The 21,798-nt window shown below is 66.8% G+C and carries 20 protein-coding genes; 11 read left to right on the top strand and 9 right to left on the bottom strand.

All coding sequences use genetic code 11. The features are described 5' to 3' along the window. The first annotated feature begins 81 nt into the window (after positions 1-81). Complete coding sequence (locus tag G6N57_RS02345; RefSeq protein ID WP_077738785.1) at positions 82-642, top strand: TetR/AcrR family transcriptional regulator; 561 nt, start codon at positions 82-84, stop codon at positions 640-642. Here G6N57_RS02345 and G6N57_RS02340 read toward each other — a convergent pair. Together G6N57_RS02340 and G6N57_RS02335 are read right to left on the bottom strand one after the other, a co-directional pair. Then, positions 639-1,409 carry an alpha/beta fold hydrolase gene (locus G6N57_RS02340; RefSeq protein ID WP_077741649.1) on the bottom strand — a complete coding sequence of 257 codons (771 nt, stop codon included), beginning with the start codon at positions 1,407-1,409 and terminating at the stop codon, positions 639-641. The two genes, G6N57_RS02345 and G6N57_RS02340, sit on opposite strands and share 4 nt — an antisense overlap. A gap of 15 nt (positions 1,410-1,424) precedes the next feature. Further along, entirely contained in the window at positions 1,425-2,336 is a 912-nt protein-coding gene (locus G6N57_RS02335) for a LysR family transcriptional regulator (protein ID WP_097926453.1), read from the bottom strand. 117 nt (positions 2,337-2,453) lie between these two features. Between G6N57_RS02335 and G6N57_RS02330 the strand changes: the two genes are divergently transcribed. Genes G6N57_RS02330 through G6N57_RS02320 form a run of 3 tightly spaced genes read left to right on the top strand, consistent with a single transcriptional unit; the run spans position 2,454 to position 6,450 of the window. After that, complete coding sequence (locus G6N57_RS02330; RefSeq protein WP_036442361.1) at positions 2,454-3,782, top strand: MFS transporter; 1,329 nt, start codon at positions 2,454-2,456, stop codon at positions 3,780-3,782. Next, positions 3,779-4,525: a 3-hydroxybutyrate dehydrogenase gene (locus G6N57_RS02325; protein ID WP_077738786.1), complete on the top strand. Its 747-nt coding sequence runs from the start codon at positions 3,779-3,781 to the stop codon at positions 4,523-4,525. The genes G6N57_RS02330 and G6N57_RS02325 overlap by 4 nt, the downstream gene beginning before the upstream one ends. Next, on the top strand, positions 4,522-6,450 hold the full coding sequence (locus G6N57_RS02320) for an acetoacetate--CoA ligase (protein WP_077741651.1): 1,929 nt from the start codon (positions 4,522-4,524) through the stop codon (positions 6,448-6,450). The genes G6N57_RS02325 and G6N57_RS02320 overlap by 4 nt, the downstream gene beginning before the upstream one ends. A gap of 73 nt (positions 6,451-6,523) precedes the next feature. Here G6N57_RS02320 and G6N57_RS02315 read toward each other — a convergent pair whose 3' ends face one another. Genes G6N57_RS02315 through fadD3 form a run of 5 tightly spaced genes read right to left on the bottom strand, consistent with a single transcriptional unit; the run spans position 6,524 to position 12,242 of the window. After that, positions 6,524-7,678, bottom strand: coding sequence for a pyridoxal phosphate-dependent aminotransferase (locus G6N57_RS02315; RefSeq protein WP_077738787.1), 1,155 nt, complete (start codon positions 7,676-7,678; stop codon positions 6,524-6,526). A 10-nt stretch (positions 7,679-7,688) separates the two neighbouring features. Next, complete coding sequence (gene ipdE2 / locus G6N57_RS02310) at positions 7,689-8,627, bottom strand: acyl-CoA dehydrogenase IpdE2 (protein WP_077738788.1); 939 nt, start codon at positions 8,625-8,627, stop codon at positions 7,689-7,691. Further along, entirely contained in the window at positions 8,624-9,580 is a 957-nt protein-coding gene (locus G6N57_RS02305; protein ID WP_077738789.1) for an acyl-CoA dehydrogenase family protein, read from the bottom strand. Before G6N57_RS02305 ends, ipdE2 begins: the two co-directional genes overlap by 4 nt. Next, on the bottom strand, positions 9,577-10,707 hold the full coding sequence (locus G6N57_RS02300; RefSeq protein WP_077738790.1) for an acyl-CoA dehydrogenase family protein: 1,131 nt from the start codon (positions 10,705-10,707) through the stop codon (positions 9,577-9,579). The genes G6N57_RS02305 and G6N57_RS02300 overlap by 4 nt, the downstream gene beginning before the upstream one ends. After that, complete coding sequence (gene fadD3, locus G6N57_RS02295) at positions 10,698-12,242, bottom strand: 3-((3aS,4S,7aS)-7a-methyl-1,5-dioxo-octahydro-1H-inden-4-yl)propanoate--CoA ligase FadD3 (RefSeq protein WP_077738791.1); 1,545 nt, start codon at positions 12,240-12,242, stop codon at positions 10,698-10,700. The genes G6N57_RS02300 and fadD3 overlap by 10 nt, the downstream gene beginning before the upstream one ends. A 47-nt stretch (positions 12,243-12,289) precedes the next feature. Here fadD3 and ipdE1 point away from each other — a divergent pair, with 47 nt between their 5' ends. Both ipdE1 and ipdF read left to right on the top strand, forming a co-directional pair. Continuing rightward, a complete protein-coding gene (gene ipdE1 / locus G6N57_RS02290) occupies positions 12,290-13,438 on the top strand; it encodes an acyl-CoA dehydrogenase IpdE1 (protein WP_077738792.1) in 1,149 nt (382 codons plus the stop codon). After that, entirely contained in the window at positions 13,435-14,226 is a 792-nt protein-coding gene (ipdF, locus tag G6N57_RS02285) for a (5R,7aS)-5-hydroxy-7a-methyl-1-oxo-2,3,5,6,7,7a-hexahydro-1H-indene-carboxyl-CoA reductase (protein ID WP_077738793.1), read from the top strand. The genes ipdE1 and ipdF overlap by 4 nt, the downstream gene beginning before the upstream one ends. Positions 14,227-14,286: 60 nt before the next feature. On the opposite strand, the gene G6N57_RS02280 is transcribed toward ipdF, so the two are convergent. Beyond that, positions 14,287-15,603, bottom strand: a complete 1,317-nt coding sequence (locus tag G6N57_RS02280) for a RodZ family helix-turn-helix domain-containing protein (protein WP_133118393.1) — start codon at positions 15,601-15,603, stop codon at positions 14,287-14,289. A 201-nt stretch (positions 15,604-15,804) separates the two neighbouring features. Further along, positions 15,805-16,617, bottom strand: coding sequence for a helix-turn-helix domain-containing protein (locus tag G6N57_RS02275; RefSeq protein WP_077738795.1), 813 nt, complete (start codon positions 16,615-16,617; stop codon positions 15,805-15,807). 153 nt (positions 16,618-16,770) lie between these two features. Here G6N57_RS02275 and G6N57_RS02270 point away from each other — a divergent pair, with 153 nt between their 5' ends. From G6N57_RS02270 to fadA6, 5 genes are read left to right on the top strand one after another with little or no spacing between them, the layout of a single operon-like run. Next, positions 16,771-17,436, top strand: coding sequence for a response regulator (locus G6N57_RS02270; RefSeq protein WP_077738796.1), 666 nt, complete (start codon positions 16,771-16,773; stop codon positions 17,434-17,436). A 5-nt stretch (positions 17,437-17,441) separates the two neighbouring features. Further along, positions 17,442-18,461, top strand: coding sequence for a HAMP domain-containing sensor histidine kinase (locus G6N57_RS02265; protein WP_077741652.1), 1,020 nt, complete (start codon positions 17,442-17,444; stop codon positions 18,459-18,461). After that, entirely contained in the window at positions 18,458-19,978 is a 1,521-nt protein-coding gene (locus G6N57_RS02260; RefSeq protein WP_097926452.1) for a DUF4153 domain-containing protein, read from the top strand. The genes G6N57_RS02265 and G6N57_RS02260 overlap by 4 nt, the downstream gene beginning before the upstream one ends. 32 nt (positions 19,979-20,010) lie before the next feature. After that, entirely contained in the window at positions 20,011-20,613 is a 603-nt protein-coding gene (gene kstR2, locus G6N57_RS02255; protein WP_077738798.1) for a TetR family transcriptional regulator KstR2, read from the top strand. Positions 20,614-20,630: 17 nt separating this feature from the next. Beyond that, on the top strand, positions 20,631-21,779 hold the full coding sequence (fadA6, locus tag G6N57_RS02250) for a steroid 3-ketoacyl-CoA thiolase FadA6 (RefSeq protein ID WP_077738799.1): 1,149 nt from the start codon (positions 20,631-20,633) through the stop codon (positions 21,777-21,779). Positions 21,780-21,798 lie beyond the last annotated feature (19 nt).

Here is a 21,798-nt window from a genome sequence, read left to right as displayed (position 1 = left end):
CTCGCTCCGCCGAATGGCTGTAACCGTGTTACAGCGGTACGGTAACGTGGTTACTCTCCGGCGGCAAGGGTGTTCTCAACAGTGGCAGAAGAGCGTGATCGGATCCTCGACATCGTCGTCGAGCTCCTCGAAACCGAGGGCTACGAGGCGGTGCAACTCCGTGAGGTGGCGCGTCGGGCCAAGACCTCGCTGGCCACCATCTATAAGCGATACTCCACCCGCGACGAGTTGATCCTGACCGCGCTGGATTCGTGGACGGCCGAGCACCGGTATTCGGGCGTGGCCGGCCAGGTGCGCGAGCCGGGGGAGACGCTGTACGAGGCGCTGATGCGGCTGTTCCGCACGATCTTCGAGCCGTGGGAAAAGCACCCCGACATGCTCCGGGCCTTCTCGCGGGCCAGGGCGGCGCCGGGCGGGGACCGTTTGGAGCGTCGTGGTCTCGACGCGGTGGTTCCCGCGGGGTTGTCGATCCTGGCCGGGGTCGACGAGGAGTTCGTGCACGACCTCGACAACATATTGATGAACCTGGTGTTCGGGCTGGTCGGCCGGTTCACCGCAGGCGAGATCGCCATCACCGACATCCTGCCCAGCCTCGACCGGACCGTCTACTGGCTCACCGCGGGGTACGAGGCGCGGCGCTAGCCGATGTGCGCGTCGATGAACGCCACGATGTCCGCGGCCACCTCGCGGTGCACATCCTCGTTGAGGATGTCGTGGCGTCGGCCCGGAAACTCCTTGAACTGCAACGGTTCTACCTGCTCGGCGTACGCCTTGACGGCGTCGGCCGGGGCGATCACGTCGGCCGAACCGTGCAGCGCCAAGGTGGGCACCGCCAGCTTGGGCAGCTCGGCGCCGAACCGGTCCCAGGCCCGGTCCAGCTCGCGGGTGAGTGCGGTTCCGTCGGCGTCGACGAAGGCCAACGGGTCGTTCTCCAGGGCGTCGAGGTAGAACGGGTCCGACGAGAGCCAGCTCGGGTCAAGATCCAATTCGGTGTTCGGGTCGAGCATTTCGGGGATCGGAACCAGTGGAGCGCCCGAGATGACGCCGGCCCGGTACCGGTCGGGCTCGCCCAGCAGCCGGAACAGCGTGACCACCGACCCGAACGAATGTCCTTGTGCCACCAGCGGTATGCCGGGGTTCTCGTGCTCGGCGAGGCTGGACAGGGCATCGGCCAGAGACGAGCTGTCCTCGATCGAGCCGAAGTCGCCCCGGGTACCCGGGGTCAGGCCGTGCCCGAACTGATCGACCGCCCACAGGTCGATGCCCACGGCATTGAGCGCGAATCCGTAGCGGTGGTAGACGCCGGTATGTTCACCGAACCCGTGCAGGAAGACGACGGCTGCGCGGGGTTCCGGTGCGGCCCAGTGCCGGTAGTAGGCCCGCCCGCGTTCGTGCTCGATGAATGGCATGCCCATCACTCTGCATCAGCGGACGCCGAGCAGCACGTCTTGTTGGTCGGCCATCTGGTTCTGAATCGCCTCGACGACAGCGGCGACCACCGGCCGGCGCAACGTTTCGGCCCGGGCAACCAGCCAGTAACTCAGGCGAACGGTCAATTCTGCGGGCAGCACCCGGACCAGATCCTCGTGCCGGTCGGCCATGAAACAGGGCAGCAGTCCCAGTCCGGCCGCGGCCCGGGTGGCCTCGACATGGACGAACACGTTGGTGGAGGTCACCGATTCGCGCATGGTCGGCGCGAAGCTGCTGGCCATGTCGAGATCGTCGACCTGCAACATCGAGTCGATGAAGTAGACCAGGGGATACCGGTCCAGGTCTGCGATGCCGTCCGGGCTGCCGTGCTCGGCGAGGTAGGACCGGGCGCCGTACAGGCCCAGGCAGTAGTCGCCGAGCCGGATCGCCTCCGCCCGTCGAACCTGGGGTGCGCCCACGACTATCTCGAGGTCCAGGCTCGACCGCTGCTGGGAGGCGCGTCGAGTGGCGGTCACGATCTCGACCGCCAGGCGTGGGTGACGACGCTGCACCTGCGCCGCCGCCGGCGCGGCGATGTAGGCGCTGAAGCCGTCTGTCGCCGAGATCCGCACCACGCCCTCGAGTTGCCGCGTGCCGGTGGCGCCCAGGGCGGACACCGCGGACTCGACGGCTTCGGCAGCGGCCAGGGCCTCGCGACCGAGGTCAGTCAGTTCCCATCCACCGCCGGCCCGGGTCAGTACCCGGCCCCCGATGGCCTGCTCGAGGGCGGCGATGCGCCGCGAAATCGTGGTGTGGTTGAGACCGAGCTCATCGGCCGCGGCGGTATAGCGCCCGGACCGGCCGACGGCCAGCAGGACGAGCAGATCGTCCGCGCTGGGGCGGCCAGGCCGTTGCGCACCGTCCATGTCTGCATTTTTGCAGACTGTTCGTGCGGTTTTACCCATTGCGGCAGGTTCGGCGTGCATGAATACTCACGAAGGATTGTGGTCCGGGTCATATCAACTCCAGAAGGGGAGCCGCGGATGAGCGTGCCCAATACGACCGGCCTGCGCCGCGTCGTCGCCGCCTCGATGGCAGGCACGGTGGTCGAGTGGTACGAGTTCTTCCTCTACGGAACCGCCGCCACCCTGGTGTTCAACAAGCTGTTCTTTCCTGCCGGCGGCAACGACCTGGACGCCATCATGGCGGCCTTCGGCACGTACGCCATCGGCTTCCTGGCCCGCCCGCTCGGCGGCATCGTGTTCGGTCACTACGGCGACAAGTTCGGCCGCAAGAAGCTGCTGCAGTTCAGCCTGATCCTCGTGGGCCTGGCCACGTTCCTGATGGGCTGCCTGCCGACCTTCGGCCAGATCGGCTACCTGGCTCCGATCCTGCTGGTGGTCCTGCGTTTCGTGCAGGGCTTCGCCGTCGGTGGCGAGTGGGGCGGCGCGGTGCTGTTGGTCGCCGAGCACAGCCCGAACCAGTCGCGCGGATTCTGGGCCAGCTGGCCACAGGCCGGCGTCCCGGTGGGCAACATGCTGGCTACCGTGGTGCTGCTGGTGCTCAACGGGCTGCTCAGTGCCGATGCGTTCCTGTCCTGGGGTTGGCGGGTGGCGTTCTGGCTGTCGGCCGTGGTGGTACTGATCGGCTACTACATCCGCACCAAAGTCACCGACGCGCCGATTTTCGTTGCGGCCCAACAAGAAGCCGAACAGATCAAGGCCAGCTCGTTCAGCGCGATCGAGGTTCTCAAGCGCTACCCGCGCGGAGTGTTCACCGCGATGGGTCTGCGATTCGGCGAGAACATCATGTACTACCTGGTGGTCACGTTCTCGATCACCTATCTCAAGGAGCACGTGCACTCCGACACCAGTGACATCCTGTGGTGGCTGCTCATCGCACACACCGTGCATCTCGTGGCCATCCCGACGGTCGGAGCCCTGTCGGACCGCTATGGCCGCCGCCCGGTGTACTTCCTCGGTGCCGTCGGCGCAGCCGCATGGGGCTTCTTCGCCTATCCGATGATGGACAGCGGCCAATATCTGCCGGTGATCGGGGCCATCTCGCTGGGCCTGGTGATCCATGCCCTGATGTACGCGCCGCAGCCCGCGCTGATGTCCGAGATGTTCCCGACCCGGATGCGCTACTCCGGTGTCTCCCTTGGCTATCAGGTCACGTCGATCGCCGCCGGATCGCTGGCACCGATCATCGCGGTGTGGTTGTTGAAGACGTATGCCTCCTCGGTGCCGATCGCGGTGTACCTGGCGCTGGCGGCGCTGGTGACGCTGATCGCGCTGGCGTTCACCCGCGAGACCAAGGGCGTGGACCTGGCCGAGATCGATGCCGCCGACCTGCAGCGGGCCACGGCATGAGTGATCTGGCCGGACGCACCGCCCTGGTCACCGGAGCCGCCGGCGGGATCGGGGCCGCGTGCGCTCGCGAGCTCGCATCGCGCGGGGCGGTGGTCACGGTGGCCGACATCGACGGATCCGCCGCGGCTTCCGTCGCCGATGAGATCGGTGGAAAGCCCTGGGCGGTAGACCTTCTCGATGTGTCGGCCCTGGAGACGCTGCAGCTGGACTGCGACATCCTGGTGAACAACGCCGGGGTGCAGAGCATCCACCCGATCCAGGATTTCCCGCCCGAGCGGTTCCGCATGTTGCTGGCGTTGATGGTCGAGGTGCCGTTCCTGCTGATCCGCGCGGCCCTGCCGCACATGTACGCGCAGGGGTTCGGCCGCGTCATCAACATCTCGTCGGTGCACGGCCTGCGGGCCTCGGAGTTCAAATCCGGTTACGTCACCGCCAAGCATGGCCTGGAAGGGCTGTCGAAGGTCACCGCCCTGGAGGGCGGACCGCACGGGGTGACCAGCAACTGCGTCAACCCCGGCTATGTACGTACTCCGTTGGTTACCAAGCAGATCGCCGACCAGGCCCGCATCCACGGCATTCCCGAGCAGGACGTGCTGGCCGAGGTGCTGTTGAAGGAGAGCGCCGTCAAGCAATTGGTGCAACCGGAAGAGGTCGGCGCGTTGGTAGGTTGGCTGGCGTCGCCGAGTGCCCGGATGGTGACCGGCGCGTCGTACACGATGGATGGTGGGTGGAGCGCACGATGAATCAACCGCAGTGGGAGCCGACGCCGGAAGGCATCGAAGCTGCCAGGGTCACCGACTTCGCCCGGTTCGTCGAGTCGCGCCTCGGCGTCAGTACATCGGACTATCAGAGTCTGTGGCAGTGGTCGGTCGACGAGCCGGCCGCGTTCTGGGGTGCGGTGTGGGACTACTTCGGCCTGGGGGAGCGGCCGGAGCAGGTGCTGGTCGGCGACACGATGCCCGGCGTGCAGTGGTTCCCCGGCGCCCGCCTGAACTACGTCGATCAGGTAGTCCGGCAGGCCCGGACCGATCGGCCGGCCATCCTCACCGTCGCCGAAGGCGGCGCGGTCACCGAGCTGTCCTGGGCTGAATTGCTGCGCCGTACCGGAGTTTTCGCGCACACGCTGCGATCCCTCGGAGTCGAACCGGGGGACCGGGTGGTCGGCTACCTACCCAACATCGCCGAGGCCATCATCGCGTTCCTGGCGACCGCGAGCATCGGTGCGATCTGGAGTGCCTGCGGGCAGGACTACACCGCCAAGGCGGCCCTGGATCGGCTCGGTCAGCTGGAGCCGACGGTGCTGGTGACCGCCGACGGCTACTGGTTCGGCGGCAAGTCTCACGACAAGGGTGCCGACATCGCCGCGGTGCGCGACGGCCTGCCCACGTTGAAGGCCTCGGTGCTGGTATCCCGGCTCGGAGCGGCCCGCGAGGATTGGCTGGACTGGGACTCAGCGACTGCGGGCAGGGCCGAATTGACCACGACACCGGTCGATTTCGCTCACCCGCTGTGGGTGCTTTACTCGTCGGGCACCACCGGCCTGCCGAAAGGCATCATGCACGGCCACGGCGGCGTACTGCTCGAACACCTCAAGGCGGTGGCGCTGCAGTCCGACATCGGTCCTGACGACACGTTCTTCTGGTACACCAGCCCGAGCTGGATGATGTGGAACTTCCAGGTGGCCGGCCTGCTGGTCGGCGCGACCATCGTCTGCTACGAGGGCAGCCCCACCTACCCGACGGCCGACGCGCTGTGGAATATCGCCGCGACCGTCCATGCGACGGTCCTGGGCACGAGCCCCGGCTACGTGCTGGCCTGCGCCAAGGCCGGCGCGGTACCCCGCGAAGAACATGATCTTGCGGCACTCAAAACGGTTGGTATTACCGGTTCGTCGCTGCCGCCCTCGTCGGCGTTGTGGTTGCGTGACAACGTCGGCGAGCGGGTACAGGTGTCGTCACTCAGCGGCGGCACCGACGTGGTCTCGGCATTCATCGGCGGCGCGCCGACGGTGCCAGTGTGGCCGGGTGAGTTGTCGACCCGCTACCTCGGAGCGGCGGTGGACGCGTGGGACGAGTCGGGTAAGCCCGTGCGCGGCGAGGTCGGCGAGTTGGTGATCACCAAGCCGTTGCCGTCGATGCCCATCGCATTCTGGAACGACCCCGACGGATCCCGTTACCGTGGCGCGTATTTCGAGATGTTCCCCGGCGTGTGGCGCCACGGTGACTGGATCACGATCACCGACCACGACAGCATCGTCGTGCACGGCCGGTCGGACTCCACCCTGAACCGCAACGGCATCCGCATGGGCAGCGCCGACATCTACCAGTCGGTGGAGCGGTTGCCCGAGGTCGCCGAGGCGCTGGTGATCGGGGCCGAACAGCCCGACGGCGGGTACTGGATGCCGCTGTTCGTGGTGCTGGCCGAGGGTATTGAGCTCACGGACGCGGTGCGGGACAAGATCATTCAGACCATCCGCACCGAGGTGTCGCCCCGGCACGTGCCCGACGACATCCTCGTCGCGCCCGGCATCCCGCACACCCGCACGGGCAAGAAGCTCGAAGTCCCGATCAAGAAGCTGTTCCAAGGCGCCGACGCGGCCAAGGTGGTCGAGCGCAGCGCCGTGGACAATCCGGACCTGCTGGACTGGTACGCGGCCGTCAAGCCCTGACGTCCTCCGCCGAGACTACGGGTTTTGGCCTGTAATTGACTGTTCTACGCCAAAAAGCGTCGTCTCGGCGTGGTCAGTGGGCCAACCAAGCACCGATGCGGCACAACGCCTCTTCGATGTCGCTGGTCGGCCCGGCGAAGGACAGCCGCACATAGGAGCCGCCCCGCACGGTGTCGAAGTCGATTCCGGGGGCAATCGCGACACCGGTGTCGGCCAACAGCTTTGAGCACCAGGCCAGGGAATCGTCGGTGTGATCGCTGACATCGGCGTACACGTAGAAGGCGCCGTCAGTCGGGGCCAGCCGGTCGATGCCGATGCCGCGCAGGCCGTCGAGCAGCAGCTTGCGATTGTCCGCGTAGTGCGAGAGCAGGCCTTCGGCCTCGGCGAGCGCTTCCGGGGTGAACGCGGCCACCGCAGCATGCTGGGCAAGTGCGGGTGGACAGATGGTGAAGTTGCCGGTCAGCCGGTCCACCGCACGCTGAAGTTCGGTGGGCACCAGCAGCCAGCCCAGCCGCCAGCCGGTCATCGCGAAGTACTTCGAGAAGCTGTTGACCACCACGGCATTCCGTGAGGTCTCCCATGCGCAGCTGGTCTCGGGGGCGCCGGGGTAGACCAGGCCGTGGTACACCTCGTCGCTGATCAACCGCACGCCCGTCGTGTCACACCAGCGAGCGATCGCGGCCAGCTCGGCAGGTGGGATGACGGTGCCGGTCGGGTTGGCCGGGCTCGCGACGATCACGCCGGCCACCGGGGGATCGATTGCCTCGAGCATCGCGACCGTCGGCTGGAACCGGGTCTCGGGGCCGCACGGGATCTCCACCACCTCACAACCGAGCGCGGTGAGGATGTTGCGGTAACAGGGATAGCCCGGGCTGGCGATCGCCACCCGGTCGCCGACGTCGAAGCAGGCCAGGAACGTCAGCAGGAACCCGCCCGACGATCCCGTGGTGAGCACCACCTCGTCGACGCTGACCTCGACGCCGTACTTGCGGTACGACGCGGCGATCTCGGCCCGCAGCTCCGGGAGTCCGAGGGCGACGGTGTAGCCGAGCGAGCCCTGATTCAGTGCAGCGACGGCAGCCTCGCGAACTGCCGTCGGTGCCCCGGCGCTGGGTTGGCCGGCGGACAGGTTGACCAGGTCGCCGTGCGAGCGCTGGCGTTCGTCAGCGGCCAGCCACACGTCCATGACGTGGAAGGGCGGGATCCCTGCTCTGAGCGAGACGTCCATCCGAGCCAGGCTAGAACACTTCCGCTTCGAGCCGGCGCAGATGCTGACGCGGCGGTCCGAGCAGCTGGGCGCTGCCGTGGGCTCGCTTGAAGTACAGCTGGATGTCGCTCTCCCAGGTGATGGCGATACCGCCGTGCAGCTGGATGGCCTCGGCACTCACCGCGGACAGCGCCTCGCTGGCGAAGTAGCGGGCCAGTGAAGCCGACGTGGGTGACGGGGCGGCGATGGCGTCGTTGACGACGGCGCGCGCCGAGGACACCTTGACGTACAGGTCGGCCATCCGGTGCTTGAGCGCCTGGAAGCTGCCGATCGCGCGGCCGAACTGCACCCGGTCCTTGGTGTAGGCGACGGTGAGGTCCAGGCAGCGTGACGCGGCGCCGATCTGCTCGGCAGCCAGCAGCAGGGCCGCGGTGTCGGCCAGACCAGGGTCCGCGCCGAGGGTGACGGTGTCACCGGGGATCACCGCGGACAGCCGACGGGTCAGATCCATGGTGGATTTGGGGGTGGCGGTGAAAGTGGTCCAGCGGGTCAGGTTCTCGCCGTCGGCACCGATGACGACGTCGGCGACGTCACCGTTGATCACGTAGTCGGCGTCGAAGGCGACGGTGCCGATGGACGCGCCCTCAACAAGCCCAGCAAGGCCTTCCTCGTTCGCGCCCACCGCCAGCAGGGCGAGTTCGGCCAGTGTGGTGCCGAGCAGCGGGGTCGGCACCAGGGCCTTGCCGAGCTCTTCGAGAACCACTGCGGCATCGGCGAGTTCGCCTCCGGCGCCGCCGAGTTCCTCGGGGACCACCAGGGCGGCCGCGCCGACCTGCTCGCACAACAGGGTCCACAGCTTCTCGTCATAGCCGCGTTCGGATTCCATCGCGGCGCGCACGGCCTCGGGCGAGGCATGCTTGTCAACCAGTGCGGCGACGGTTTCGCGCAGCAATTGCCGTTCTTCACTCACGAGAGGGCCTCCAGCAGTCGACGACGGTGTGCGGTCGGATCGCCCCAGGCACTGCGCAACGCCTGCACGCGCAGCAATGACAGGGACAGGTCGTGTTCCTGGGTGAACCCGATGGCGCCGTGGGTCTGCAGCGCGGACCGGGCGGCCAGCAGCGCGGCGTCGGCGGCGGCCACCTTGGCGGCGCTGATGTCGCGGGCGGTGTCGGCCGACCCCTCAGCCAGTGACAGTGCTGCGCCGTACACCAAGGGGCGGGCCAGTTCGACGGCGATGAGCACGTCGGCCAGCTTGTGCTTGATGGCCTGATACGAACCGATGATCCGGCCGAACTGCGCACGCTGCTTGGCGTATTCGACGGACTGGTCCAGCATGGCCTGGCCGGCGCCCACCAGCTGGGCGGCGGTGGCCAGGACCCCGAACTCGTAGGCCCGCGCGGTGTCAGCGGCCTGCGTGTCACCGGAGGCGGTGACGTCGAACAGTTTCCGGGCCGGGTCGACCGAATCGTGGGCGGCGCCCGCAGTTGCGTCGCCGACCTGACCCTCGGCGGCCAGCAGCGTCAGTCCCGCGAAATCGGCATTGACGGCGCGCGGTGTCTGCGGCGGCATGGCGACCGTGGCGATGAGCTCGCCGGAGGCCAGGGCTGCCGAGCGCTCGTCGTCCGCGAGCAGGATGGGTGCCACGGCGATGGACTCGGTCACCGGACCGGGCACCGCCCAGTAGCCCAACCGCTCCAAGGCGACGACGAGATCGACGGGGCTGGCGTCGATGCCGTCGTACTTCTCGGGCACCAGCAGAGCGGTCACCCCGAGGTCGGTGAGCTGTGCCCACACCTTGCGGCCGGGCCCGGTGTCACCCTCGCCCCAGGCTCGTACCGCAGCCGGGACATCGGCGGCGCCCAGTGCGGCGTCGATGCTGGCCGCGAAGTCCCGCTGCTGTTCGTCGATCTCGAAATTCACTTCGGCTCCCGGGGCAGGCCAAGAAGGCGCTCGGCAATGATGTTGCGCTGGATCTCGTTGGTGCCGGCGTAGATCGGGCCGCCGAGCGCGAACAGCAGCCCCTCGGTCCAGTGGTCCACCAGCTCGGCATCGGGTCCCTGCATGTCCAGGGCGGTCTGGTGCAGCGCGACGTCCAGGTCGGACCAGAACACCTTGGTCACCGAGGACTCGGCGCCCAGTTCACCGCCGTTGGCCAGCCGGGTCACGGTGCCGAAGGTGTGCAGCCGGTAGGCCTGGGCCTTGATCCAGGCGTCGGCGACGCGATCGGTGAAGACCGGATCGGGGTTCGACTGCCACTGGGCGACAAGACGTTCCGCGGGAGCCAGGAAGCGGGCCGGGCTGCGCAGCGACATACCGCGCTCGTTGCTCGACGTGCTCATCGCGGCGCGCCAGCCTTCGTGCACGCCGCCGATCACGTCGTTGTCCGGCACGAACACGTCGTCGAGGAAGATCTCGCCGAAACCGGTGTCCCCGCCCAGTTGGGCGATCGGGCGCACGGTGATGCCGGGCGCCTTGAGGTCGAACATGAAGTAGGTCAGACCCTTGTGACGCTGCGCCTCCGGGTCGGAGCGGAACAGGCCGAAGCCGCGCTCACCGAACGGTGCGCGGGAGCTCCAGATCTTCTGTCCGTTGAGCTTCCATCCCCCGTCCACCTTGGTGGCCGTCGAGCGCAGCGAGGCCAGGTCGCTGCCCGACTCGGGCTCGGACCAAGCCTGGGCCCAGATCTCCTCGCCGCTGGCCATTTTCGGCAGCACTCGTTGGAGCTGCTCCTCGGTACCGTGGGCGAACAGGGTCGGCGCCAGCATCGCGGTGCCGTTGGCGCTGGCCCGCCCGGGCGCGCCGGCGTGGAAGTACTCCTCCTCGAAGACCACCCACTGCAACAGGGTGGCGTCACGGCCGCCGTACTCCTTGGGCCAGGCGATCACCGACAGGCCTGCGTCGAAAAGCACCTTGTCCCAACGGCGATGCTGTTCCAAACCTTCAAGGGTGTCGTACGACTTCGTCGGGAAGTGCTCCCGGTTCGCCGCCAGGAAGTCGCGGACCTCGGCCCGAAAGGCCTCGGTCTCGTCGTCGAATGTCAGGTCCATTGCACCCCTTCTCGGGTCCCTCTGCTCCGCAGCACCGGCTTGATCACCTTGCCGCCCGGATTTCGCGGCAGCACATCCAAAAACTCCACTGATCGCGGCACCTTGAAGTTCGCCAGATGCTCACGTGCGTAAGCGATCACAGCGGCCTCGTCCAACGTCACGCCCGGCTTGACCACCACATAGGCCTTGCCGACTTCGCCGAGCCGCTCGTCGGGAACGCCGATCACCGCGGATTCCGCCACCCCGTCCAACCGGGCCAGCACCTGCTCGATCTCGGCCGGGTACACGTTGAACCCGCCGCTGATGTACATGTCCTTCAGGCGGTCGGTGATGGTCAGGTTGCCGCGTGCGTCGAGCGTGCCGATGTCGCCGGTGTGCAGCCAACCATCGGCATCGATGGTCGCCGCGGTGGCCTCTGGATCGTCGAGGTAGCCGAGCATGACGTTGGGTCCGCGAAGCAGTACCTCGCCCGAATCATCCAGGCGCAGTTCGAAATCAGCGATCGGCCTGCCGCAGGTGGTGGCCACGGTCACCGCGTCGTCGTCGGCGCTGCACATGGTGCCGAACCCGGCCGCCTCGGTCAGCCCGTAGGCGGTCAGCACGATGTCGATGTCGAGTTCGGACTGCATCCGCTCGATCAGGACCACCGGGACGACGGCCGCGCCGGTCACCGAGAAGCGCAGCGAAGACAGGTCGTAGTCGGCACGACTGGGATGGTCCAGCAGCGTCTGGAAGATGGTCGGCGGACCGGGTAGCACTGTGATGCGCTGTTCGGCAATGGTTTTCAGCACCTGGTCGGGCTTGAACGTCAGCACCGGGTACAGCGTCGCGCCGGTCTGCAGGCAGGCCAGGATGCCGGCCTTGTAGCCGAAGTTGTGGAAGAACGGGTTGATGCACAGGTAGCGGTCGGTGCTGGTGACCTGGCCGCACTCGGCCCAGGCCGCCGATCCGTCGAGCGACTGGCGGTGTGCGCACCGCACACCCTTACTCCGTCCGGTGGTGCCGGAGGTGAACAGGATGTCGGAGACATCGTCGGGCTGCACCGCGGCGGCACGCGCGTCGACGGAGTCCAGGTCGGTCCCGCGGGCGACGAACTCGTCCCAGGTCCCGTCCTGCTTCTCGATCGGTACCCGCACGATGTGCTTCAGGGCCGGCAGTGCGTCACGGTCCAGTTCGGCGGCGCGGTCCGAGCCGAGGAACTCGCCCGAGGCGATCAGCAAGGGGGCCTCGGTGCGGGCCAGGATGTCGGTGGCCTCGCTGGCGGTGTAGCGGGTGTTCAGCGGCACCATCTCGGCGCCGGCGTAGTGGGTGGCCAGGCAGGCCACGACCCAGTGCCAGGTGTTGGGCGACCAGATCGCCACCCGGTCGCCGGGCTGGACGCCGAGCGCGATCATCGCCGCCGCGGCTTGGCGTACGTGCGCGCGCAGCTCCGCGTACGTGAGGCTCTTATGGTCGCTAACCAGGGCCTCATGGTCGGAAAACTCCACGGCAACCCGGTCCAGCACCGCTGGCACGGTGCGGCGATCGCTCGTCATCGATGCTCCCTTAACAAAGCAAGTGCTTGGTAGGTTAGCCTACAGGGGTGATAGAGGTCCAGGAGTTCCGGGCCGAGGTCCGGCAGTGGCTCGCAGACAATCTCGTAGGCGAATTCGCAGCGCTCAAGGGCCTGGGTGGACCGGGGCGTGAACACGAAGCCTTCGAAGAGCGTCGGGCGTGGAATCAGCATCTGGCCGCGGCGGGGTTGACCTGCCTCGGCTGGCCGGTGGAGCACGGCGGCCGCGGGCTGTCGGTCGCGCACCGCGTCGCCTTCTACGAGGAGTACGCCCGCGCGAACGCGCCCGACAAGGTCAACCACCTGGGCGAGGAGCTGCTCGGGCCGACGCTGATCGAGTACGGCACCCCCGAACAGCAGCAGCGTTTCCTTCCCAAGATCCTCGACGTCACCGAGCTGTGGAGCCAGGGTTACTCCGAGCCCAACGCCGGCAGTGACCTGGCCAATGTGGCGACGACGGCCGAGCTGGTCGGCGACGAATGGGTGATCAACGGCCAGAAGGTATGGACGTCGCTGGCGCACTGGGCGCAGTGGTGCTTCGTGGTGGCGCGTACGGAGAAGGGCTCTAAGCGGCACGCCGGACTGTCCTATCTGCTGGTGCCGCTGGATCAGCCGGGCGTTGAGATCCGCCCGATCATCCAGCTCACCGGGGACTCCGAGTTCAACGAGGTGTTCTTCGACGATGCCCGCACCGAGGCGTCGCTGGTGGTCGGTCAGCCCGGTGACGGCTGGCGCGTGGCGATGGGCACGCTGACCTTCGAGCGCGGGGTGTCCACGCTGGGCCAGCAGATCCGCTACGCCCGCGAGCACTCGAACCTGGTCGAGCTGGCCAAGCGCACCGGCGCGGCCGACGATCCGCTGATCCGCCAAAGGCTGACCGAGTCGTGGACCGGCCTGCAGGCCATGCGTTCCTACGCGCTGGCCACCATGGACGTCGAACAGCCCGGGCAGGACAACGTGTCGAAGCTGTTGTGGGCCAACTGGCATCGCGAACTCGGCGAGATCGCCATGGACGTGCAGGGAACGGCCGGGCTGACGCTGGAAGACGGCGATTTCGACGAGTGGCAGCGGCTCTATCTGTTTTCGCGGTCGGACACCATCTACGGCGGGTCGAACGAAATTCAGCGCAACATCATCGCCGAGCGGGTGCTCGGTCTACCCCGAGAGGCAAAGGGATGAGTGATCTCTCCGTAGCTCCCAAAGAGGTTGAGGGCCACGGCCTGCTCAAGGGCAAGGTCGTTCTCGTGACCGCCGCCGCCGGCACCGGCATCGGCTCGTCCACCGCTCGGCGCGCCCTGCTTGAGGGTGCCGACGTCGTGGTGTCCGACTACCACGAGCGGCGCCTGAACGAGACCCGCGATCAGCTGGCCGAGCTTGGCCTGGGCCGGGTCGAGGCCGTGGTCTGCGACGTGACCTCCACCGAGGCCGTCGACGCGCTCTTCGCCCGGTCGGTCGAAAAGATGGGCCGCCTGGACGTGCTGGTGAACAACGCCGGCCTGGGTGGCGAGACCCCGCTGATCGACATGACCGACGAAGAGTGGGACCGCGTCCTCAACGTCACGCTGAACTCGGTCATGCGGGCCACCCGCGCTGCCCTGCGCTACTTCCGCGACGTCGAGCACGGCGGCGTGATCGTCAACAACGCCAGTGTTCTGGGCTGGCGCGCGCAGCACTCGCAGTCGCACTACGCCGCGGCCAAGGCCGGTGTCATGGCGCTGACCCGTTGCAGCGCAATCGAAGCCGTCGAGTTCGGGGTCCGGATCAACGCCGTCTCACCGAGCATCGCCCGGCACAAGTTCCTGGAGAAGTCCGCCGACGCGGCGCTGCTGGACCGGCTGTCCTCGGATGAGGCGTTCGGCCGCGCGGCCGAGCCGTGGGAGATCGCCACCACCATCGCCTACCTGGCCAGCGACTACTCGAGCTACCTGACCGGCGAGGTCATCTCGGTTTCCAGCCAGCGCGCCTGATCTGGTTCCTGCAATGCGGCCCCTGTCCGGAACTCCGGGCAGGGGCCGCATTGTGTGGTGCTAGCTGTCGCTGCCGGAGTCGGAGCTACCGGCTGCGTCCTTCGCGCTGCTGCTGGCCTTGCTAGTGGTGGCCTTCTTGCTGATTCGGTCTTTCAGCCCGCTGACCGAGTTCTCGATGCCGTCGCGAATGTCGTTGAGTCCCTTGTTGACTTCATTGGCCGCACTCTCCACTGAGGTACGGATCTGCTGGGCAGGCCGGCTTGAAGTGGTGCCGATCTTGCCGGGTTCTGCTTTGTTTCCGGCCGAAAGGTCGGTTGCACCATTGGAACTGACGGTCGCTGCGGCGGGAGCGTCAACCTCGGTGGTGTCGTCCGTGGGTGCTGGGTCAGCCGCGGGCTCGGCCGTTGGCTGATGCGCCCCGACCGGAGCGCTGGTGCCTGCGGGGAGTTCGGCGGGCGTGTTGGCATCGAGCGACACCATCGTTCCGGACCCGACATCGGTGTTGGCCACCGAGGTGGCGGCAACGGACGTGTTCGGCGGCGTGACATTGGCCATGATCGCCCGCGGAACTTTGATCAGGAGCGATACCAGCAGACCCCCGGAAATCAAGGTAGTCGAACCGATCCTGCGTGCTTGCACCAGGCCGCCGGGCGAGTTCAGGAAGTGATCGACAGCGTCGGCGGGAGCGTTGAGCACTGCGCCGAGCGCTCCCATCGCATCGCCTGCCTCAATGGCATCGACCAACTTCTGCGCGGTGATGCTGGCTGAGACGACAGGGGACCAGGCCAGGTTCAGGACGGGATTGACGACCGAAAGCAGCTGTATCGGCTGTATAAACGCCTTGGTAAGGTCCGTGATGTCTTGCATGACATCGGTCGGCACCGTGAGGAAGCCCACCAGTCCGAACAGTGGTGAGCTGGTTGAAATCAACGACATCACGGTGCTTCGGAATGTCGTCATGGCCGCCTGGGGCTGACCTGACGCCAGCTGTTCAAAAGCGGTCTGCAGCCCGGTGGTGACGGTGGTCGCGGCCCAACGTTGCAGGGCCTCCACAACTTGCGGGAGGTTGCCGAACAGATCGTTCCCATAGCCCTGCAGCTTCGCTTCGAACAGGTCCAGCATGCCCGGTAGTGACAGTTCGGGAAATAGCTCTACGTAGTCGCCGATGGTGGTGAGGTTGGCGGAGGTCGCTTCGAAGACCTGCATCCACCTGGTAACCGGGTCGACGAAGGTGGAGGCGGTGAGCTGCACCGAGGCCGACGAGATCGCCGGTAGTTGGGCTTCAGGCAGGGGTGCCGCAATGGGCGCGACGGCGACCACGCTCGCCGCGGTCAGGGCTATGGCAGCCGTGGAGAATGGACGTAGCGCTGTATGCATCAAAACCCCTTCTGAGGGCACTAGGCGTCAGTGACCGGGCGAAGGTATCTGAGAGTCAGCTGAGAAAGCTTTTCAATTCTTGGCTACTTTTCAATTCTTGTGGAACACGTTTCAGTTCCTTCAATCCGCAACGATTCCGATCTAGTGGCTCGGGAAGGCGTAGGGGTGAGGTGAATGCGGGATTCGGCCCTGTATCAGGGTCTATCGCGCTGACCGGCGGTAGGCGCGAGGCGACAGACCGACACGACGTCCGAACGTGGCGGCAAAGTGACTCGGGTTCGGAAAGCCCACCGCAGAGCCGATTTCTGTCATCGACAGAGAGGTTGTCACCAGTAGGGTCTTGGCCTGCTCGATCCGGCGATCCAGCAGGAACTGATACGGCGTGGTGTGGAAGGCCTGCCGGAATGCCTTGATGAACGTGTCGACGGGCATCCCGACCAGCCGGGCCAGCGAGTCCACGCTGATCTCGGAGTCCAAACCGTCGCTCAGGTACTCGACGATCGCCGCCTGAGTGGCGGCGTCCAGAGACCGTCGCTCGTCACGCTTTCGTTGCCGGCCTACGGTGTGGGCGTCGACGATGAGCAGTCGCAGTGTCTCTGCCGAAGATTCTTGAAGTAACCGAGCGAGCGTGTCCTCGCGACCGGCAACGCTGCAGATCTCCTCAACGAGATTATGGATCAGCGGATTTCGATATTTGACCCGAGGAATCAAAGCCGCATCGCCAATCGCACGACCAGGAATGGAGATCTCGCAGTATCCCGCAGTGTCGCCTTGAACCAGTGCTGCGCAGGCAAGGCCGGCAGGTTTCCACCAGATGTCTCCCGCGCTGGGCGGAACACGTCCTGAAGGGCCCCAGTCGAGCAGCGTCTCCATCGAGCGCATAGCTCCGTGCCGATATACGTACATCACGTGGTTGGTGGCGTCGACGCTGCACCAATCGGTGGGTGCGGATATCCGTTCGCTGACGAAGTTGAACGACAAGCCGCGGGCCGAGACGATGTCCTGCTTGAGCACCGTACGTGGAGTCTGGGGTCGGTCACCGTCCCACGGCTTCAAGGCCACGCGCGGAGTGTATCGACGGGAATGACCTCCTGGCGGCGTTTACCTCCACGGGATCTTCACAATCACTGCCGATAAGCGCCACAACCTGCGCTTACGCTCAGATCTGTGAAACGAATCCTGGTGGTCGACGACGAGCCGACAATCTTGTCCGCGGTGGCCACCAGGCTGCGCGCCGAGGCGTTCGAGGTCGAGACCGCCGTCGACGGACCCTCGGCGGTGGCAACCGCCGCGGCGACCCAGCCGGATCTGGTGGTACTCGACGTCATGCTGCCCGGTTTCGACGGGCTGGAGGTGTGCCGGCGGATCCAGGCGGAACGGGTGGTGCCGGTGTTGATGCTGACCGCCCGCAGCGACGAGACCGACATGCTGATCGGTCTGGGTATCGGTGCCGATGACTATCTGACCAAGCCGTTCAGCATGCGTGAATTGGTGGCGAGGGTCCGGGTGCTGTTGCGGCGTGTGGAGCGGGCGGCCGGTGACCAGCCGCTGTCGGTCGGTGACTACCGCATCGACCTGACCGAGCGCCGGGTCCATCAGGGCGATCAGGAGATCCACCTGACCCGAACTGAATTCGACCTGCTGGCGTTTTTGGCCGGGCGGCCCAGGGCCGCGGTGCCCCGCGAGACGCTGCTCGAACACGTCTGGGGTTGGGCGTCGGAGGTGGAGACCCGGACGGTGGACAGCCACGTCAAGGCGCTGCGGCGCAAGCTCGGATCTGAATTGATCCGCACGGTGCACGGCGTCGGTTATGCCTTGGAGATTCCCCGGTGAGCGCCATCGCCGAGTTCTGGGACCGGCTACCCAGACCACTGGACCCGTTCGCATCGTTCAAGGTCAAGACCGGCCTGCTGGTAGGTGGGGCGATCCTGCTGGCCTCGTTCACGTTCTGGGTCGGCGCCAGCTGGCAGTTCCGGTATGCGCTGCTGGCTGCGCTCGCCACGTCGCTGATCCTGACGCAGTTCCTCGCCCACGGCATGACGTCGCCGCTACGGCAGATGACCGCGGCGGCGCGGGCCATGGCCCGCGGTGATTACAGCCTGCGGGTACGCGCCACCTCGCGCGACGAAATCGGCCAATTGGCAACGGCATTCAATCAGATGGCGGCCGATCTCGGTGCGGCCGACGAGTATCGGCGCGGGTTGATCGGCAACGTGTCCCATGAGCTGCGCACGCCCATCACTGCGTTGCAGGCCGTGCTGGAGAACGTGGTGGACGGGGTCGTCGAACCCGATCCCGAGACTATGCGGATGGCGCTGTCTCAAACCGAACGCCTCGGTGAGCTGGTGACCAACCTGCTCGACCTGTCGCGCGTCGAAGGCGGCGCAATCCCGTTGCAGATCAGCAGGTTCGATGTCGACGAGTTCCTGCGCGAGGCCGTCGAGCACGTCTCCGTATCGGCGACCGACGTGCCGGTGGCGCTCAAGGTGTCGCCGCCGGACCTCAAGGCCGTGGCGGACCCGGCGCGGCTGCGGCAGGTTGTGGTGAACCTGGTGGACAACGCGATTCGGCACAGCCCGGCCGGTGGCCGGGTGACCGTGCTGGCGACACGTGAGGCATCGGGTCTGCGGATCGAGGTGACCGATCAGGGGCCGGGCATCGCACCCTCCGAACGTGAGCGGGTTTTCGAACGATTCACCCGTGGTGCCACCTCCGACGGCGGCACCGGTCTGGGTCTGGCGATCGCACGGTGGGCAGTCGAATTGCACGGCGGTGTCATCGAAGTGATGGACACCGATACGGGATGTCGGATCAGGGTCAGCATCCCTGAGTCCGCGACGGGGGAGAGGTCACGATGACGACGACCGTTCCAGGGTTGCCACCGTTTCTGGGGCCGGCTTTACCGCGCCAGGGCGAGCCGGGTTGGACGATGTGGCCTCGCCGGGTCTGGCCGCTTCCCCCGCCGGCCTCGGCTCCGCGACGGGTTTTGGTGTCCGCGCTGATCGTCGGGTTGGTCGGTACGGCGGTGTGGCGGGTGTCGGTGCTCAGCATCGGCTACCTGGTGGTCGGCCTGATGGTCTTCGGCGTCGTCTACGGCACAGCGCCGCGACGTGCGAGCCGCTCCGAATGGGTCGGCATCGGTCTGACGCTGGCCCTGCTGGCCGTGCCGGCACTACTGGCCGCCGAGTGGATGGGTGGCCTGTGCCTGGCGGCCGCCTGGATCGTCGGCTGGTGCACTCTGGTCGGCGGCCGTACCTGGACTGCGGTATTCACCGGGCCGTTCGTTCCGTGGGTGTTGTTCGGTCGGCTGCGGGACTGGGTAGGTCAGACGGTGAAGGCCTCGGTGCCGGATCGCGGGGGTCTGCCCAGCCTCGGGCGCGTCGCCGTGGTGGCCGGACTCACCGTCGGCCTGGTGGTGGTGTTCGGTGCGCTGTTCGCCGCCGCCGACCCGGCCTTCGCACACCTTGCCGGCAATCTCGTGCCTTCGTTCGACGGGTTGGACTTCGCCGCGCGGGTGGTGGTTTTCGGCATCGTGGTGATGTTCGTGCTGGGCGGTGCCTACCTGGTGCGGTTCCCGCCGCGCCTGGATGCGATGGCCCCGGCGCCGATGCAGCCGGTCCCGCGGTGGGAGTGGGCGCTGCCGTTGGGGGTGCTCGACGCGCTGTTCGTCGCATTCGTTGCAGTGCAGGCCACTGTGTTGTTCGGCGGTCACACCCACGTGTTGGAGACCGAGGGACTGACGTATGCCGAGTACGCCCGTCAGGGGTTCTGGCAGCTGCTGTGGGTGTCCGCGCTGACGCTGCTGGTGCTCAGCGTGGTGATCCGGGTGGCAGGCCGGGGCAGTGCCGCCGATCGTGACCTGCTGCGACTACTGGTCGGAATCCTTTGTGCCGCATCGATTGTCGTGGTGATCTCGGCGATCCACCGGATGTGGCTGTACCAGCAGGCGTACGGATTCAGCACCGAGAGGCTGATGGTCATCACCACCGAGGTATGGCTGGGCGTGGTGTTCGTGCTCATCGCGATCGCCGGGATCCGGATGACTGGTCGGTGGCTGCCGCGGGCGGTGCTGGTGGCAGGTGTCCTCGCGCTGCTCGGTCTGGCGGCGTTGAACCCGGAACGGTTGATCGCGGACCGCAACATCGACCGCTTCGAGCGGACCGGTGCGCTCGACACCGAGTACCTGTCCGGGCTGTCGTCGGACATCGACCCGGCCCTGGACCGGTTGCCCGCGCACGTCCGCGCCTGCGTGCGGTCCCACGGCTCGAATTCGGACCCGTGGTATCAGTTCAATCTGTCGCGGTGGCGCGCGGTCGGTCCGGCGGCGACCGATCTGCCGGAGTACTGCTCGGCGTCGACGTACGCCCGAAGGTGACCTAGCAAGCGCTTGGTTGCTATGCTGTGTCGATGGAGCCGGATACCCCCGCCCAGCCGGCAAGCAGACGCGACGAGCTTCTCGACCTGGCCGCGACGATGTTTGCCGAACGCGGACTGAAGGCGACGACGGTTCGCGATATCGCCGACTCCGCAGGAATCCTGTCGGGCAGTCTCTACCACCACTTCAAGTCCAAAGAGCAGATGGTCGAGGAAGTGCTCAAGGACTTTCTGGACTGGCTGTTCGCGCGGTACCAGGAGATCCTCGACAGTGAGACCACCCCGCTGGGCCAGTTGACCGGCTTGTTCATGGCGTCCTTCGAGGCCATCGAGCACCGGCACGCGCAGGTGGTGATCTACCAGGACGAGGCCAAGCGGCTCTCGTCGATCCCGCAGTTCGCCTTCGTCGACGAGCGCAACCGGGAACAGCGCAAGATGTGGATAGACATCCTGCAGCAGGGCATCGCCGACGGCTCGTTCCGGCAGGACATCGACGTCGACCTGGTCTACCGGTTCATTCGTGACACCACCTGGGTTTCGGTCCGCTGGTATCAACCGGGTGGACCGCTTTCGGCCGAAGAGGTCGGCCGGCAATACCTCGCCATCGTCCTCGGCGGAATCACCGCCGCCCGTTAGGTCAAAGGAGACAAACAATGCCTGAGGCATACATCGTCGACGCGGTGCGTACGCCGGTCGGAAAGAAGAACGGCTCGCTGGCCGAGGTTCATCCGATCGATCTCGGCGTGCACGCGTTCCGCGCCATCTTCGACCGCAACGACGTCGACCCGGGTGCGGTTGACGACGTCATCGTCGGCTGCGTGGACGCCATCGGCGGGCAGGCCGGCAACATCGGCCGCCTGACCTGGCTGGCCGCCGGGTACCCCGAGGCCGTTCCCGGCGTCACCGTCGACCGGCAGTGCGGTTCCAGCCAGCAGGCGATCTCGTTCGGCGCCCAGGCCATCATGTCCGGCACGGCCGACCTCATCCTGGCCGGCGGCATGCAGAACATGAGCTGGATCCCGATCTCGTCGGCCATGGTGGTCGGCAAGGAGTTCGGATTCACCTCGCCCACCAACGAATCCAAGAGCTGGCTGCACCGTTACGGCGATCAGGAGATCTCCCAGTTCCGCGGCTCGGAGATGATCGCCGAGAAGTGGGACATCTCCCGCGAGGAGATGGAGGAGTTCGCCTACAACAGCCACCAGCGGGCGTTCGCCGCGATCCGGGCCGGGCACTTCGACAACGAGATCATCCCGGTCGGCGACTTCGGTGTCGACGAGGGACCGCGCGAGTCGACGCTGGAGAAGCTGGCCTCGCTCAAGCCGCTGGTCGAGGGCGGCCGGCTGACCGCCGCGCTGGCCAGCCAGATCTCCGACGGCGCCGCCGCGGTGCTGCTGGCGTCGGAAGAAGCCGTCAACACGTACAACCTGAAGCCCCGCGCCCGCATCCACCACATCAGCGCCCGCGGCGACGATCCGGTGATGATGCTGACCGGCCCGATCCCGGCGACCCAGTACGCACTGGAGAAGACCGGCCTGTCGATCGACGACATCGACACCGTCGAGATCAACGAGGCCTTCGCGCCGGTCGTGCTGGCCTGGCTCAAGGAGACCAAAGCCGATCCGGCCAAGGTCAACCCGAGCGGCGGTGCCATCGCGCTGGGTCACCCGCTGGGTGCCACCGGCGCCAAGCTGTTCACCACCATGCTCAACACCCTGGAGCGCACCGGCGGCCGCTACGGCCTGCAGACCATGTGTGAGGGTGGCGGTACCGCCAACGTCACGATCATCGAGCGCCTCTGATCTTTCGCCGAAAAGACGC

The sequence above is a fragment of the Mycolicibacterium boenickei genome, from assembly GCF_010731295.1.
In the GTDB taxonomy this organism is placed as follows: Bacteria; Actinomycetota; Actinomycetes; order Mycobacteriales; family Mycobacteriaceae; genus Mycobacterium; species Mycobacterium boenickei.
This window is presented reverse-complemented; position numbering and strand designations above follow the sequence as displayed.

Coding starts and splice junctions, on each gene's coding strand:
- G6N57_RS02340 (WP_077741649.1), bottom strand. CDS start 1,409: ATGCCATTCATCGAGCACGAACGCGGGCGGGCCTACTACCGGCACTGG.
- G6N57_RS02335 (WP_097926453.1), bottom strand. CDS start 2,336: ATGGACGGTGCGCAACGGCCTGGCCGCCCCAGCGCGGACGATCTGCTC.
- G6N57_RS02330 (WP_036442361.1), top strand. CDS start 2,454: ATGAGCGTGCCCAATACGACCGGCCTGCGCCGCGTCGTCGCCGCCTCG.
- G6N57_RS02325 (WP_077738786.1), top strand. CDS start 3,779: ATGAGTGATCTGGCCGGACGCACCGCCCTGGTCACCGGAGCCGCCGGC.
- G6N57_RS02320 (WP_077741651.1), top strand. CDS start 4,522: ATGAATCAACCGCAGTGGGAGCCGACGCCGGAAGGCATCGAAGCTGCC.
- G6N57_RS02315 (WP_077738787.1), bottom strand. CDS start 7,678: ATGGACGTCTCGCTCAGAGCAGGGATCCCGCCCTTCCACGTCATGGAC.
- G6N57_RS02300 (WP_077738790.1), bottom strand. CDS start 10,707: ATGGACCTGACATTCGACGACGAGACCGAGGCCTTTCGGGCCGAGGTC.
- fadD3 (WP_077738791.1), bottom strand. CDS start 12,242: ATGACGAGCGATCGCCGCACCGTGCCAGCGGTGCTGGACCGGGTTGCC.
- ipdF (WP_077738793.1), top strand. CDS start 13,435: ATGAGTGATCTCTCCGTAGCTCCCAAAGAGGTTGAGGGCCACGGCCTG.
- G6N57_RS02280 (WP_133118393.1), bottom strand. CDS start 15,603: ATGCATACAGCGCTACGTCCATTCTCCACGGCTGCCATAGCCCTGACC.
- G6N57_RS02260 (WP_097926452.1), top strand. CDS start 18,458: ATGACGACGACCGTTCCAGGGTTGCCACCGTTTCTGGGGCCGGCTTTA.
- kstR2 (WP_077738798.1), top strand. CDS start 20,011: ATGGAGCCGGATACCCCCGCCCAGCCGGCAAGCAGACGCGACGAGCTT.
- fadA6 (WP_077738799.1), top strand. CDS start 20,631: ATGCCTGAGGCATACATCGTCGACGCGGTGCGTACGCCGGTCGGAAAG.